Source organism: Bradyrhizobium sp. CCBAU 45384 (assembly GCF_028128665.1).
GTDB classification, from domain to species: Bacteria; Pseudomonadota; Alphaproteobacteria; order Rhizobiales; family Xanthobacteraceae; genus Bradyrhizobium; species Bradyrhizobium manausense.
Genome location: NZ_LBIZ01000009.1, coordinates 14,112 through 25,770, shown reverse-complemented (window position 1 = coordinate 25,770; position 11,659 = coordinate 14,112). Strand labels below are relative to the sequence as shown.

Sequence of the window (11,659 nt, the reverse complement as noted above, 5' to 3'; positions counted from 1 at the left end):
TTTGGATCCGAGAATGGACCACGAAAAGGTCAACATCCTCCTCGTCGACGACCAGCCGGCCAAGCTGCTCGCCTATGAGGTGATCCTGAAGGAGCTCGGTGAGAATCTCGTGGTCGCCTCGTCCGGCCGGGAGGCGCTGGAGGTGCTGCTCAAGACCGAGATCGCGGTGATTCTGGTCGACGTCTGCATGCCCGAGCTCGACGGCTTCGAGCTCGCCGCCATGATCCGCGAGCATCCGCGCTTCCAGAAGACCGCGATGATCTTCATCTCGGCCATTCAGGTCAGCGACATCGACCGCCTGCGCGGCTACGAGATGGGCGCGGTCGACTACGTGCCCGTGCCTGTCATCCCGGAAGTGCTGCGCGCCAAGGTCAAGGTGTTTGCCGAGCTCTATCGCAAGACGCGCGAGCTCGAACGGCTGAACCAGGATCTCGAGGATCGCGTCCGCGCCCGTACGGCCGAGCTGGAGAATTCGACCGCCAAGCTGCGCGAGAGCGAAGAGCGACGCACCATGGCGATCGCCGCCGGCAAGATGGGATCCTGGGATTGGGATTGGGTCAGCGGCGACTGGATGTGGGACGACGGGCAATATCGCATCTTTGGCGTCAGCCCCGAGAACTTCGAAGTCAACCCGGTCAACGTTCAGGCACTGTTACATCCAGACGACCTCGATCAGCTGCGCAAGGCCATCGCCGAATTCAACAAAGGAACGCGCGCCTACGAGACCGAATTCCGCATCGTTCGGCCCGACGGCGAGGTGCGCTGGTGCGTCGGCACGGCGGCCGCATCCGCGGATGCGAACGGTCGCGTCGTGCGGGTGAGCGGCGTCACCGTCGATATCACCGAGCGCAAACGGGCCGAGGAACGCCAGAACCTGCTGGCGCGCGAGGTCGATCACCGCGCCAAGAATGCGCTGGCGCTGGCGCAGTCGATCGTGCGCCTCACCCGCGCCGACGAGGTCAAGGCTTACGTCAATGCCGTGGAAGGACGCATCAATGCGCTCGCGCGCGTGCACACCATCCTCTCCTTGTCGAGCTGGCAGGGCGCCGAGCTCTCCAAGCTGATCGAGGAGGAGCTGGCGCCCTACTCGCTCGGCGGACAGATCAAGCTGGCAGGTCCCGAAGTGCAATTGGTGCCGGCCACTGCGCAGACGCTGGCCCTGGCGCTGCACGAGCTCTTCACCAACTCGGCCAAGTATGGCGCGCTCTCGACGCGGTCTGGGCGGCTCGCGATCAGCTGGCAGGCCGACAACGACCTCCTCATCCTGACGTGGGACGAGACCGGCGGGCCGATGGTCAGGACGCCGAAATCGCGCGGCTTCGGAACAAGAAGCCTGCTCGCCAGCGTCGAATCCCAGCTTGGCGGACAGGCGCAATTCGATTGGCGTTCGGAGGGCCTGCTGTGCCGTCTCGAAGTCCCCTTGACGCACAAGAGTGCGGCGACCGCGACGGCGCAGGACAAGTTCGAGACCAACAGCTCTCCTGAGCTTCAGCGCGCGTCGGGTTAACGCGACGCGGCAACCTTCAGCCGCGATATCGACCGCGGTTCATCGGCGATGCGCCCTTCGAGCCAGGCTTCCGTTTGCGCGAGATCGCGCAGCGCCCTCGCGTAGCGCAGCGCCGCGCTGCGGTCTGCACCACGCGGCAGCTTGCGCGCCTTGCGCAATATGTCGGCCGCCGCGTTACGGTAGGCCAGCGATCGATAGAGAAAGACCACCTTACCCATAGCTGATGTTCCCGTGTTGATGGCGTCTATCCTGGCAAGGCCGGCATGAACGCCGGATGAAGCGATGGTGACAAATCCTTTATGCGCAATGGAACCCCGCCATGACGGGCCGCGTTTGCATGCCAGATCGATCGGCAGTTCCATGCGCGCAAAAAAATCGCCAAACAGATCGCCAAATTTGATCTCTCCCACCGGCGTGATCAAGCTGATGACCCATGCGATGATGGGCGCTGCACTCGGTCTGATGTTCACGCTCGCACTCGTTCTGGCCAATCCCGCGGTTGCGGAATTGCTGAACCATGGCGGCCGTGCGGCGGCCTTGGTGTTTGTTGCAACGATGGTGACGACGTTTGCCATCGGCGCCTCGTTGACGGGCGTCGTATTCATCCTCAACGAGGACAAGGAAACCTGAAGCGGGCGCGAAACACGCGCGACCAATATTCTTCGGAACTCCTGCGGCAAATGGCGGTTGGCTCCTGCGTCAATTCAACTCAGGGAGTTCCCTTACATGAAGACGATCAAGCTCGCTCTTGCCGTGATGCTGGCCACCGGCCTTGCCGCCGCGCCGTTCGCTGCGCAGGCCAAGTCGCACAAGAAGCATCACTCCTCCTCCATGTCGCAGACCACCACGGGAGCGAACATGAAGAAGACCGTTCCGCCCGATCCGTCAGGCCAGGGCGGTTCTGGCCCCGGCAGCGACCATGGTGGCAGCATGACCGCGCCCCAGAACGGCCAGAGCAAGTAAGCGCGGGCTTACGGCAATAAGAAGCCCCGCGGCGACGCGGGGCTTCTCGTTGCGCGTGAGCAGTGCGCTCACGCTGCGCTGCGTTGGCTGTGGCGCCCTTCCTTGATCTCTTCGATGATCTTGGCACTGAAGGCTTCGAGGTCGCCGGGATTGCGCGAGGTGATCACGCCCTGGTCGACCACCACTTGCGAATCTTCCCACAACGCGCCGGCGTTGATCACGTCGGTCTTGATCGATTTGTAGGACGTCATCTTGCGGCCCTTGGCGATGCCGGTCTCGATCAGCAGCCAAGGCGCATGGCAGACGGCAGCGACGACCTTCTTGGCGTTGAAGATCTCCTTGATGAAGGCCAGCGCCTTCGGCTCCACGCGCAGGAGGTCGGGATTGATCTGCCCGCCGGGCAGAACGATTGCGTCGTAGTCGGTGCTGACGGCCTGATCGAGTGTCTTGTCGACCTTCACCGGCCTGCCCCAATCCTTCATGTCCCAGCCCTTGATCTCCCCTTCCGCGAGCGAGATCACGTGAACCGTCGCGCCGGCTTTCTTCAGGCGGTCGCGCGGCACCTCCAGTTCCGACTGCTCGAAGCCATTGGTGGCGAGAATCGCAATGGTCTTGCCGCTGAGCTCCATGGAACACTCCTTTTGTTTCGGGATGGTCGCAGTCAAATCAGGCGCGGTGCGATCGTTCCTGAAACATCATTCACATCGGGACGTCCCTCACCGCCACATCGTCGGCGCGCGGGTCAGCGCGTCCCGCCCAGCCCGCTTCAGATCCTCCAATGAGCAGCGGTCCTGGCGTGCGGTCGCCCGCAATCTGATCGCAACGCGCTCGCGCGTCGTCGTGTCCCACGCGGGCACGTCTGCGCAGACTTCATCGAGCACCGCCTGCAGCAAGGCGGCCATTTCGGCATCCGGCATGGACGAACTCCGGCAGGTCGCGTCGCGCGACCGCCTTAGCTGCGTCGGATGTCAGGGATGTTAAGGGAATGGACTACGGAGCTCGTCTTCACGAGTTGATCGAGCTGGGCCCGCTTGCGCGCGATCAGGAGCTGGGCGGCGGCGTCGTCGAGGCCTTCCCGCTGCAATTGCCGGATGGCGGAGCCCAATTCGAGGATCTCGGCGCGCAGTCTCAGAATCCGGTATGTGTCCGGGTCTTCCTCCACGGCCAGCCTCCCTCCACCAACGCCTCAGCGGCGTACCGGCCTGTTCTCGTTCTTCAGCGGACGCAGACGCACCCGGTCGCGGATGTCGGGCAACACCTCGCCGCCGCCCGCGGCCTTCCATTCGCTGATCAGCAGGTTGATCTTCCGGCGCAGCTGGATCTGCGCCTGGGCCCGTTCGCTGCAATCGCGGTCGCGATTGACAAGATCGCGCACGGATGCTTCGACATCCGCCATCTCCAGCCTCAAGATGCTGATTTTACGTCGAATTTCATTAATTCTGTTGTCCATGGCTTGTTAGAACAAAATAAGAACATATAGTCAAGCCACGAATTCAGGATGGAGAGCGAGATGCAGGTTCAGGGTAAATACGACGCCAAAGCTTTTCCGAACACCAAGGCTTTTCTGATGGAGCAGATGACCCGGGCGCAGGGGCTGCGGCTGAAGCGGCTGAGCGAAGAGGCCTACCAGCCCGCGCAATACGATCGCGATCTCTCCTTTGCCGAAGCCGCACGCCGCATCCAGATCCTGGAGGCAGAGATCGAGCTCGCGAACTCTTTCTGAAGAGGTCTATCGCCGGGCGCTTTTGGAACATTGGGTCAGCACTCCTGTTTTCTTGCAGAGCCATGGGAGAGAGCTGATGGCACGCAAGGCAAAGAAGCGCCGCTATTCACGTAGCTCCGGCAGCGATGTCGAGAGCGAGATGCGGCGCTACAAGAAAGGTACCGCCAAGAGCGGACGCGGCGGTCGCGGCGGACGGGTAAAGAGCCGCAAGCAGGCGATTGCGATCGGTCTGTCGAAAGCGCGCAAGAAAGGCAAGAAGGTGCCGAAGAAGGCGTCGAAGCGAAAGACGTCCAAGAAAAAGACGAGCAAGAAGAGCTCGAAGCGCAAATCCTCCAGGCGGTGACGCTGGCCGCCGTCAGATCATGCTGCCGGGCATGAAGCAGCGGATCGAAACGCCGAACACCGTCTTGACCGGCCAGACCATGGTGCGGCCGGCCCGATTTGGCTCGGTGATCACGGCTTCGTCGGGGACCTCGACCCATACTCCATCGAGCCTCACCCGGTAGTGACCATTATGCGAGTCCCAATCGGGATCGGCCACGGCAACGCCGTCGGCATCCGAGCAGCATGGACCAAGATGGCTGCGCAAGCTGTCGAACCAGGGTTTGAGCGGCGAGTCCGTGAAGCGACCGTCGTCACGACCCAAGGCGCTTCCGGTCGACAGCAGGAAGGGCGCGACGAGCAGCCCGAGCTTCAGCGAGAGCTTCAATCGATCCATGTCGGCACCGATCAATACGGACATCGGCCGGTTCCACAAATCAGCCGGACGTCCGAAGTTCCACTCCTGCAACTTGCCTCTGCGGCTTCATTGCCGCCGAAGCGCAACAGTATTGCCGAAGTTTGACCAGCGAACGCGGCTTTTTCGGACGAACCCGTCATCATTGCTGCCGTTAACGAGAATGTTATCAGCGGCCTGTGGGTATCTCGAGAGTCGCGCACGAAAAAGGCGGCCCGAAGGGCCGCCTTTTGAATTTGCCGTCAGGCTCGCGAGATCAGGCGAGCGGCACCGCGACGAACCGGGTCGCCTCCGCACTCTTCACCTGCAACAGCACGCTGTTCTTGCCTGATGATTTGGCCTGCGCCAGCTCGGAGCGGACCTCCGCGACGTTGGAAACAGCCTTGCCGCCGACATTGAGGATGACGTCGCCGGTCTGGATGCCACGCTGCGCGGCCGGCCCCTGCGGATCGACTTCGGTGACCACGACGCCCTTCTGCCCGGCCCCCTGGACTTCGCCTGATGGCGCCAGGCTGAGGCCGAGACGCGGCGTGCCGGGGGTCTGCTGGGTCTTGCCGTCATCGGACTGATTGCCTGCTTTGGCCTGCCGCTCGTTCGGCAGCTCGCCGAGGGCGAGCGTCACCGTCTTGCTGTCGCCCTTGTGGACGACGTCGAGCTTCACGGACGTACCCGGCGCCAGGGTGGCGATGGTGCGGGCGAGATCGCGGGAATCCTTGATCGCGGTGCCATTGACCGCGGTGATGACGTCGCCCGCCTCGATGCCGGCCTTTGCCGCCGGGCTGCCATCCTGCGGATTGTCGACGATCGCGCCGCGTGCCGCCTTCAGGCCGAGGCTGTCGGCGATCTCCGCGGTCACCGGCTGCACCTGGACGCCGAGCCAGCCGCGGGTGACGGCGCCCTTGTCCTTGAGCTGCGCGACGACGAGCTTTGCGGTCGAGGCCGGAATGTCGAAGCCAATGCCGACCGATCCGCCCGACGGCGAGTAGATCGCAGTGTTCACGCCAATGACGTTGCCGTTCATGTCGAAGGCCGGACCGCCGGAATTGCCCTTGTTGATCGGCGCATCGATCTGGATGAAGTCGTCATAGGGGCCGTTGCCGATGTCGCGACCGCTGGCCGAGACGATGCCGGCCGTCACGGTGCCGCCGAGGCCGAACGGATTGCCGACCGCGACCACCCAGTCGCCGATCCGCGGCTTCTGGTCGGAGAATTTCACGAACGGAAAGTCCTTGTTGCCGTCGACCTTGATCAGCGCGAGATCGGTCTTCGGATCGGTGCCGACCACCTTCGCGGTGTAGATCGTGCCGTCGTCCATCGTCACCTGAACGGATTGGGCGTGGTCGACGACATGGTTGTTGGTCACGGCATAGCCGTCGGCCGAGATGAAGAAGCCGGAGCCCTCGCCGGTGACCATCTGGTGCCGCTGCTGCGGCATGCCGTTCATGCCGCCGGGGCCGCGGAAGCCGAACTGCCGCGAGAACTGGTCGAACGGGAACTCTTCGTCCTGATCCATCCGGTTCTGTTGCAGCATTGCGCTCTTGTCGTTGTCCTGGTCGATTTTCACCCGCACCGAGATGACGGCCGGCTTGACCTTGCTGACGAGGTCGCCGAAGCCCTGCGGCGTTGCGGCGCTTTCAGCGGCCTGCGCAGGCGAAATCAGGGAGGACACGCCGAACGGCGTTGAAACGGGAGAAGCCGCCAGCACGGCCACGCCCAGCGCGGCAACGGTGCCAAGCAGCGCGAGCCGGCGCGGCCTCAAAATTGTAGGGGTCCTGGTGGTGTCGGAATTGACGCGATCGATCATGTCAAAATGTCCATGTTGGGTTAGTCGCCTTGCACCCAACATGGACATCGTCACCTTACGGCGTCCCGTCCACGCGATTAATTCTTGGCAAAGAAAGTGCGGCGGGCGGCCGCAGGGCACCATCCTCGCCGCAGATTTGATGCAGCTCAACGCGAGCCCTGCTGGCGGTGAAACACTTCTTCCATCGGATGATGTCCATCGGAGACGCCGCCATGTACAAAGACATTCTCGTCCACATCCCGACCGAACGACCGATGCGCGCCGTGATTGATGGCTCGATCTCGCTCGCAGCCAGCCTCAATGCCCATGTCGATGCGGTCGCGGTCGGCTATGTCGCAAGCACCACGGCCTACGTGATGGAGGGCGGTGCTGCCGTCGCGGCCGTGTTCGAGATGGAACGCGAACGGGCGGTCGAGCGGGCCGAAGCCGCGCTTGCCGTCTTCAGGAGCGAAGCGGGCAACGCCGATATCTCCTGCACCTGCCACCCGCTCGGCGCGATTCCGGTGGATGCAGCCGGTTCACTCGGCGAGATGGCGCGGCTGCACGACCTTAGCATCGTGCTTCAACCGGATCCCGAGCAGGTGACGTTCGACAACGAGGTCCCGCGCGAGATTCTGTTCCAGGCCGGTGGTCCGGTGCTATTCCTTCCATACACCTTTCGCGGGGCCTTCAAGGCGAAGCGGATCGGCATCTGCTGGGACGGCAGCCGCGTCGCGGCGCGTGCGCTCCGCGATGCAGCTACATTCCTCGCGCGCGCCGAGGAGATCGCGATCATTGCGATCAACGAGGGCGACACCGCCCCCGACGCCTCGGCGAACAATCTGGCCAAGCACCTCGGACGGCGCGGCCTCTCGCCCCGCACGATCAGCCTGTCGGCCACGCGCGCCGACATCCAGCCGACCATCCTGTCGCTGGCAGCCGACGAAAACCTCGATCTGCTGGTGATGGGTGGCTACGGCCATTCCCGCTTGCAGGAGCGCTTTCTCGGCGGCGTCACGCGCGCCATGCTGGAAGCCATGACCGTCCCTACGCTGATGTCGCATTAGAGCATGATGACGTTGGGTTCGATCGGCGCCCGGCATCACCTCTCCCCAACGGGAGAGGTGATCTGAGCGCGTTGGATTATGTCGATTCAATCAAAACGCATTCCGCTTTAGCGAAGATGCAAACGGCTGACATCACGCCGCAGCCGACGTCTCCCATGCCGCGGCGGCGATCGCGTCGTCTTCGCGCTGCGCATTGCACGCCTCGAAATGCGCTTTCAGCGCGATCTCGGCGAGATGTTCGAAATGTTCGGCCTGACCGAGCAGCTGCCAGTTCTGCAGCGGCCGATAGGCAGCCTGCTGGCGACAGAGGGACGCCAGCGCGCGGTAGCGACGTACGTTCTCCATGATACCCTCCCTCGCATTTATACCGGGCTTATTGCCCTGATTTGCGTCAGGTCGATGGCGATTGTGCAAAACATTTTCTGCGTGCGCCAGCCCGATTAACCTCTGGGGGCTCGAAAGAAATGTGCAGACGCACATTGGTTCCTGTCAGCGAAACCGACTGCGGCATTCGTCATACTTTTAAGCGTAACGCCGGCGTTCGAGATTGACGCCGATCAAATCGAAATAGCGTTCGATCGGTTCCGGCCGCCCCATCAGATAGCCCTGCATTTCCTCGCAGGCTTCGCCTTCCAGGAAGGCGCGCTGCGCCTCCGTCTCCACCCCTTCGGCGAAGACCGGAATGTGCAGAGGGGCCGAACGATCTGCCCGAAGTACCCGATTTCGGCGAGCGATGGTGCCGCCTTCAGCCCATCAGCTTCATGGCGATCGTCGCCGTCAGAATGACGATGATCTGGAGCAGACGCTCTGTGGTGAAGATGCGGTTGAAGGTGGTCATCGCGCGCCCGGTCGTCGTGATGGAATTGGTCGGCGAATGGCTAGCATGCCGGGCCGACGCCGTAACTCCGTATGGCCCACGTATCCTGCCGGCATGCGTGCCGGCGATGGTTAACGATCAGGCGGCGCGCGGCGTGGCGAAATCGGCCCGCGCGGCGAAATAGGCTTCCAGCTCCGACAGCGCGCGGGCTTCCCACTCGCTGGCCTGCTCCAACAGCGACCAGCGCTGGCTCGGACGAAACGCCGCGGTCTGGCGATACAGCGATGCGATGCCGCGATAGCGGCGCACGTTCTCGAAAATGGCGTGCCCGTTCATGACGAAAACTCCCTCGTATTCCCGCGGGAGAAATTGCGGCCAAATCTTTTTCGAAAAGTTAGCGGCGCGATCCGGCTGCATGGATGGTTGCCGGACTGTTGCGCGCGCGCAACGGCCTGATCGCGCATCACCCTCTATTGAGAATTCGTTGCCGCGCTCTCGCCCGGCGACTTCAACCCGCCACGGCTGATGATGGCCATGGCCTTGCGGCAGAGATCGGCAAGACCGATCAGGAGTACGGCAAGCAGGAAGAACAGGTTGATGGAATCGGCGTCGGCAGCGGTCAGCGGCGAGATCTCGAAGACCGGCGGCATGAATGCCCACCAGACCAGTGGAACGGTGAGTAGAGCTGCGAAGATGGCCGCCGGCGCACCGGCAACGAGACCGAGCACGAACAGGCTGGGCAGGAACGTTGCGAAATAGAGTTCCGCGCCGAGCGCGACGCAGATAGCTTGAAGCGCAGCCGACACCGCGACCGCAATAAGTCCGAGCAGAAACGCCTGCCACGACCATGGCCGTACTCGCGGTACGCCAGCCAGTCCCGCACGCCTCATAGGGCCTCCCCCGCCGCCCTTAACCAGGCCGCTTGCGACCAAAGTACTACAGCTGCAGGGAATCTGCGAGGCGCAAATTGGGCGCCCAGGCCCGGTCATCCGAGGCTGGTAAACGGCTGGCTGCGTCACACAATCGTACCGCTACTCGGTCGTGGCATAGATCAGGCTCGCGACCGGCAGTGCAAGGCCAATGGCCGAGGCCAGCGTCCAGCCGCCTTGCGCGAAGGCCCAGGCGCCGACCGCGGATCCGGCCGCACCGGCGGCGAAGAACGTCGCCATATAGAGGCCGTTGAGGCGACTGCGGTGCTCGTGTCCGAGCACGAAGATGGCGCGGAAGCCGAGCACGACATTGCCCTGCACGCCGAAATCGATCGCGATCGCGGCGACAACCAAACAGGCGAGGTTGAGCATCGATCCGGCCGCGCCGACATGCGTGACGAGGAAGCCGAGGGCGACGAACAGCATCGCCGCAAGCGTGGCGATGCGGCTGTGGCCGTGATCGGCGAGCCTACCTGCGATCGGCGCCGCGAACACGCCTGACACGCCGGCGAGCGCAAACAGCGCGATGCCGCTCTGGGTGAAGCCGAATTGGCTGGCAAGCTGGAGCGGCACGACCGTCCAGAACAGGGCGAAGGCGCCAAACAGGCCCGCCTGGTAGAGCGCGCGGCGCCGCAGCAGCGGCATCGTCCGCACCAGATGCGGCATCGACAGCAGCAACGCTCCATAATGCATCCGCGCCACCGGCCTGCGCTGCGGCAGGGTGAGGCGCAGCACGACGATGAGCGCGATCATCAATGCCGCCGAGCAGAAGAACACCGCATGCCAGGACAGCGCCGCGGTGACGAAGCTCGAGGCCGGCCGCGCCAGCATGATGCCGAGCATCAATCCGGTCGAGACGTTGCCGACGACCCTGCCGCGAATGGCTTCCGGCGCCAGATGAGCGGCATAGGGAATGATGATCTGCACCGCGACCGAGCCGAGGCCGATGAACAGCGCCGCGATCAGGAACGGCAGCGCCTGGGTGGCAAAGCCGGCCGCCACCAGCGCCGCCGCACCGAGCGCGATGACGGTGCAGATCAAGGTGCGGTTCTCGACGAGATCACCAAGCGGCACGATAAACAGCAAGCCCGTGCCATAGCCGATCTGCGTCATGGTCACGATCAGGCCCGCCGCCGCATGCGACAGCCCGAGCGCGGCGCTGATCGGGGCGATCAGCGGCTGGGCATAATAGATATTGGCGGCGACCATGCCACAGGCCGCGGCAAGCACGAAGGTCAGTCGTTGTGACACCGCATCCGGCTCGGGCGCGGTCTCGATCGTGGCATTCATCGTCATTCCAAACTCTCCAGGACTTCCATAGACGATTCCATATAGGAAACGTTCATTTCCCAATGCGGCAACATCAGGCAAGCAACTTCAGCGCGACGCCTACCAGGCGCTCGCCGTCGAGCGGCAGGCGTGCCTTGCCGACCACGCGCAGCCCCTGCGTCATGCAGATCATCAGCCGCGCGGTATCGTCGGCGTCGACATGATCAGGGATCGAGCCGTCGGCCTGGCCCTCGCGAATGAGGCCGGCGATGAAGCTTTCGTTGGTCTTGAGCTGCGCCGTGACGCGCGCACGCATCACCGGATCGACCGCCGACAGCTCGACCGCGCTGCCGACCACGATGCAGCCGCGTCGCCCCTCTGCGCCTTGCGAGTGCTCGACATAGGAGTGCAGCACGTTGCGCACCCGCTCGCGGCCATTGGCGCCGCGCGCGGCCGCGCTGCGGGTCTGCTCGCTCCGTACCGCGACGTAGCGCTCGAAGGCGGCAAGGAAGACGGCATGCTTGTCGCGAAACGCCTTGTAGACGCTCCCGGTCGCCAGCCGCATGGCCGCCGTCAGCTCTCCAATCGAGGTCGCATGATAACCGCGCTCGCAAAACACCCTGATGGCGCCGTCCAGCGCGGTGTCCATGTCGAACTCCCGGGGCCGACCGGGGGGATGGGCCGATGGCTCGGATTTTCGGGCGACCTTTTGCATTGCGGGATAATAGGGAATGATCGTTTCCAAATAAAGACAATTGGTCGTGATTGGTGGTCCCTGGCCTCGTAGGGTGAGCAAAGGCGCGAAGCGCCGTGCCCACCATCTTTCGCGAATGCGGAGACGGAAGGTGGGCACGCTTTCGCTTTG

At 63.5% G+C, this 11,659-nt stretch carries 19 protein-coding genes; 6 read left to right on the top strand and 13 right to left on the bottom strand.

The features are described from left to right. Positions 1-13: 13 nt before the first annotated feature. Positions 14-1,507 carry a sensor histidine kinase gene (locus XH80_RS02275; RefSeq protein WP_271597152.1) on the top strand — a complete coding sequence of 498 codons (1,494 nt, stop codon included), beginning with the start codon at positions 14-16 and terminating at the stop codon, positions 1,505-1,507. On the opposite strand, the gene XH80_RS02270 is transcribed toward XH80_RS02275, so the two are convergent. Beyond that, the gene (locus XH80_RS02270; RefSeq protein ID WP_271597151.1) at positions 1,504-1,929 is read right to left on the bottom strand and encodes a hypothetical protein; all 426 of its coding nucleotides are present in this window, start codon (positions 1,927-1,929) and stop codon (positions 1,504-1,506) included. The two genes, XH80_RS02275 and XH80_RS02270, sit on opposite strands and share 4 nt — an antisense overlap. Positions 1,930-1,933: 4 nt before the next feature. Here XH80_RS02270 and XH80_RS02265 point away from each other — a divergent pair, with 4 nt between their 5' ends. Further along, positions 1,934-2,137, top strand: coding sequence for a hypothetical protein (locus tag XH80_RS02265; protein WP_271597150.1), 204 nt, complete (start codon positions 1,934-1,936; stop codon positions 2,135-2,137). 96 nt (positions 2,138-2,233) lie between these two features. Continuing rightward, the gene (locus XH80_RS02260) at positions 2,234-2,470 is read left to right on the top strand and encodes a hypothetical protein (RefSeq protein WP_057753714.1); all 237 of its coding nucleotides are present in this window, start codon (positions 2,234-2,236) and stop codon (positions 2,468-2,470) included. A gap of 68 nt (positions 2,471-2,538) precedes the next feature. Here the strand turns inward: XH80_RS02260 and XH80_RS02255 are convergent, their stop codons facing one another. The 4 genes from XH80_RS02255 to XH80_RS02240 all read right to left on the bottom strand — a co-directional run bounded on the left by XH80_RS02255 (position 2,539) and on the right by XH80_RS02240 (position 3,866). Then, the gene (locus tag XH80_RS02255) at positions 2,539-3,099 is read right to left on the bottom strand and encodes a type 1 glutamine amidotransferase domain-containing protein (protein WP_057753717.1); all 561 of its coding nucleotides are present in this window, start codon (positions 3,097-3,099) and stop codon (positions 2,539-2,541) included. 87 nt (positions 3,100-3,186) lie between these two features. After that, on the bottom strand, positions 3,187-3,387 hold the full coding sequence (locus tag XH80_RS02250; protein WP_271597149.1) for a hypothetical protein: 201 nt from the start codon (positions 3,385-3,387) through the stop codon (positions 3,187-3,189). A 35-nt stretch (positions 3,388-3,422) separates the two neighbouring features. Beyond that, positions 3,423-3,632, bottom strand: coding sequence for a hypothetical protein (locus tag XH80_RS02245; protein WP_271597148.1), 210 nt, complete (start codon positions 3,630-3,632; stop codon positions 3,423-3,425). A 24-nt stretch (positions 3,633-3,656) separates the two neighbouring features. Continuing rightward, positions 3,657-3,866, bottom strand: a complete 210-nt coding sequence (locus XH80_RS02240; RefSeq protein ID WP_271597147.1) for a hypothetical protein — start codon at positions 3,864-3,866, stop codon at positions 3,657-3,659. A gap of 114 nt (positions 3,867-3,980) precedes the next feature. Here XH80_RS02240 and XH80_RS02235 point away from each other — a divergent pair, with 114 nt between their 5' ends. Both XH80_RS02235 and XH80_RS02230 read left to right on the top strand, forming a co-directional pair. Continuing rightward, on the top strand, positions 3,981-4,193 hold the full coding sequence (locus XH80_RS02235; protein ID WP_271597146.1) for a DUF3072 domain-containing protein: 213 nt from the start codon (positions 3,981-3,983) through the stop codon (positions 4,191-4,193). Positions 4,194-4,269: 76 nt separating this feature from the next. Then, positions 4,270-4,536: a DUF6496 domain-containing protein gene (locus tag XH80_RS02230; protein WP_220000580.1), complete on the top strand. Its 267-nt coding sequence runs from the start codon at positions 4,270-4,272 to the stop codon at positions 4,534-4,536. A gap of 12 nt (positions 4,537-4,548) precedes the next feature. Here the strand turns inward: XH80_RS02230 and XH80_RS02225 are convergent, their stop codons facing one another. Together XH80_RS02225 and XH80_RS02220 are read right to left on the bottom strand one after the other, a co-directional pair. Next, positions 4,549-4,911, bottom strand: a complete 363-nt coding sequence (locus XH80_RS02225; protein WP_057753897.1) for a hypothetical protein — start codon at positions 4,909-4,911, stop codon at positions 4,549-4,551. Positions 4,912-5,185: 274 nt separating this feature from the next. After that, positions 5,186-6,733: a Do family serine endopeptidase gene (locus tag XH80_RS02220; RefSeq protein ID WP_271597145.1), complete on the bottom strand. Its 1,548-nt coding sequence runs from the start codon at positions 6,731-6,733 to the stop codon at positions 5,186-5,188. A gap of 212 nt (positions 6,734-6,945) precedes the next feature. Between XH80_RS02220 and XH80_RS02215 the strand changes: the two genes are divergently transcribed. Then, positions 6,946-7,779: a universal stress protein gene (locus XH80_RS02215; protein WP_271597144.1), complete on the top strand. Its 834-nt coding sequence runs from the start codon at positions 6,946-6,948 to the stop codon at positions 7,777-7,779. A 132-nt stretch (positions 7,780-7,911) separates the two neighbouring features. Here the strand turns inward: XH80_RS02215 and XH80_RS02210 are convergent, their stop codons facing one another. The 6 genes from XH80_RS02210 to XH80_RS02185 all read right to left on the bottom strand — a co-directional run bounded on the left by XH80_RS02210 (position 7,912) and on the right by XH80_RS02185 (position 11,443). Next, a complete protein-coding gene (locus tag XH80_RS02210) occupies positions 7,912-8,124 on the bottom strand; it encodes a hypothetical protein (RefSeq protein ID WP_057753734.1) in 213 nt (70 codons plus the stop codon). Positions 8,125-8,301: 177 nt separating this feature from the next. Beyond that, the gene (locus XH80_RS02205) at positions 8,302-8,442 is read right to left on the bottom strand and encodes a hypothetical protein (protein ID WP_271621807.1); all 141 of its coding nucleotides are present in this window, start codon (positions 8,440-8,442) and stop codon (positions 8,302-8,304) included. Positions 8,443-8,734: 292 nt separating this feature from the next. Next, positions 8,735-8,932, bottom strand: coding sequence for a hypothetical protein (locus XH80_RS02200; protein ID WP_220000877.1), 198 nt, complete (start codon positions 8,930-8,932; stop codon positions 8,735-8,737). Positions 8,933-9,066: 134 nt separating this feature from the next. Next, positions 9,067-9,486, bottom strand: coding sequence for a DUF4118 domain-containing protein (locus XH80_RS02195; protein WP_271597143.1), 420 nt, complete (start codon positions 9,484-9,486; stop codon positions 9,067-9,069). A 141-nt stretch (positions 9,487-9,627) separates the two neighbouring features. Then, positions 9,628-10,821 (bottom strand): MFS transporter, encoded by a 1,194-nt coding sequence (locus XH80_RS02190; RefSeq protein WP_271597142.1) that lies wholly within the window; start codon positions 10,819-10,821, stop codon positions 9,628-9,630. Positions 10,822-10,888: 67 nt separating this feature from the next. Next, a complete protein-coding gene (locus tag XH80_RS02185; protein WP_271597141.1) occupies positions 10,889-11,443 on the bottom strand; it encodes a TetR/AcrR family transcriptional regulator in 555 nt (184 codons plus the stop codon). Between the last annotated feature and the right edge of the window lie 216 nt (positions 11,444-11,659).

What these genes read in the sequence shown, in the direction of transcription:
- XH80_RS02215 (WP_271597144.1), top strand. Translation starts at nt 6,946, where the DNA reads ATGTACAAAGACATTCTCGTCCACATCCCGACCGAACGACCGATGCGC.
- XH80_RS02255 (WP_057753717.1), bottom strand. Translation starts at nt 3,099, where the DNA reads ATGGAGCTCAGCGGCAAGACCATTGCGATTCTCGCCACCAATGGCTTC.
- XH80_RS02195 (WP_271597143.1), bottom strand. Translation starts at nt 9,486, where the DNA reads ATGAGGCGTGCGGGACTGGCTGGCGTACCGCGAGTACGGCCATGGTCG.
- XH80_RS02250 (WP_271597149.1), bottom strand. Translation starts at nt 3,387, where the DNA reads ATGCCGGATGCCGAAATGGCCGCCTTGCTGCAGGCGGTGCTCGATGAA.
- XH80_RS02230 (WP_220000580.1), top strand. Translation starts at nt 4,270, where the DNA reads ATGGCACGCAAGGCAAAGAAGCGCCGCTATTCACGTAGCTCCGGCAGC.
- XH80_RS02185 (WP_271597141.1), bottom strand. Translation starts at nt 11,443, where the DNA reads ATGGACACCGCGCTGGACGGCGCCATCAGGGTGTTTTGCGAGCGCGGT.
- XH80_RS02275 (WP_271597152.1), top strand. Translation starts at nt 14, where the DNA reads ATGGACCACGAAAAGGTCAACATCCTCCTCGTCGACGACCAGCCGGCC.
- XH80_RS02260 (WP_057753714.1), top strand. Translation starts at nt 2,234, where the DNA reads ATGAAGACGATCAAGCTCGCTCTTGCCGTGATGCTGGCCACCGGCCTT.
- XH80_RS02240 (WP_271597147.1), bottom strand. Translation starts at nt 3,866, where the DNA reads ATGGCGGATGTCGAAGCATCCGTGCGCGATCTTGTCAATCGCGACCGC.
- XH80_RS02235 (WP_271597146.1), top strand. Translation starts at nt 3,981, where the DNA reads ATGCAGGTTCAGGGTAAATACGACGCCAAAGCTTTTCCGAACACCAAG.
- XH80_RS02210 (WP_057753734.1), bottom strand. Translation starts at nt 8,124, where the DNA reads ATGGAGAACGTACGTCGCTACCGCGCGCTGGCGTCCCTCTGTCGCCAG.
- XH80_RS02220 (WP_271597145.1), bottom strand. Translation starts at nt 6,733, where the DNA reads ATGATCGATCGCGTCAATTCCGACACCACCAGGACCCCTACAATTTTG.
- XH80_RS02225 (WP_057753897.1), bottom strand. Translation starts at nt 4,911, where the DNA reads ATGGATCGATTGAAGCTCTCGCTGAAGCTCGGGCTGCTCGTCGCGCCC.
- XH80_RS02265 (WP_271597150.1), top strand. Translation starts at nt 1,934, where the DNA reads ATGACCCATGCGATGATGGGCGCTGCACTCGGTCTGATGTTCACGCTC.
- XH80_RS02200 (WP_220000877.1), bottom strand. Translation starts at nt 8,932, where the DNA reads ATGAACGGGCACGCCATTTTCGAGAACGTGCGCCGCTATCGCGGCATC.
- XH80_RS02190 (WP_271597142.1), bottom strand. Translation starts at nt 10,821, where the DNA reads ATGACGATGAATGCCACGATCGAGACCGCGCCCGAGCCGGATGCGGTG.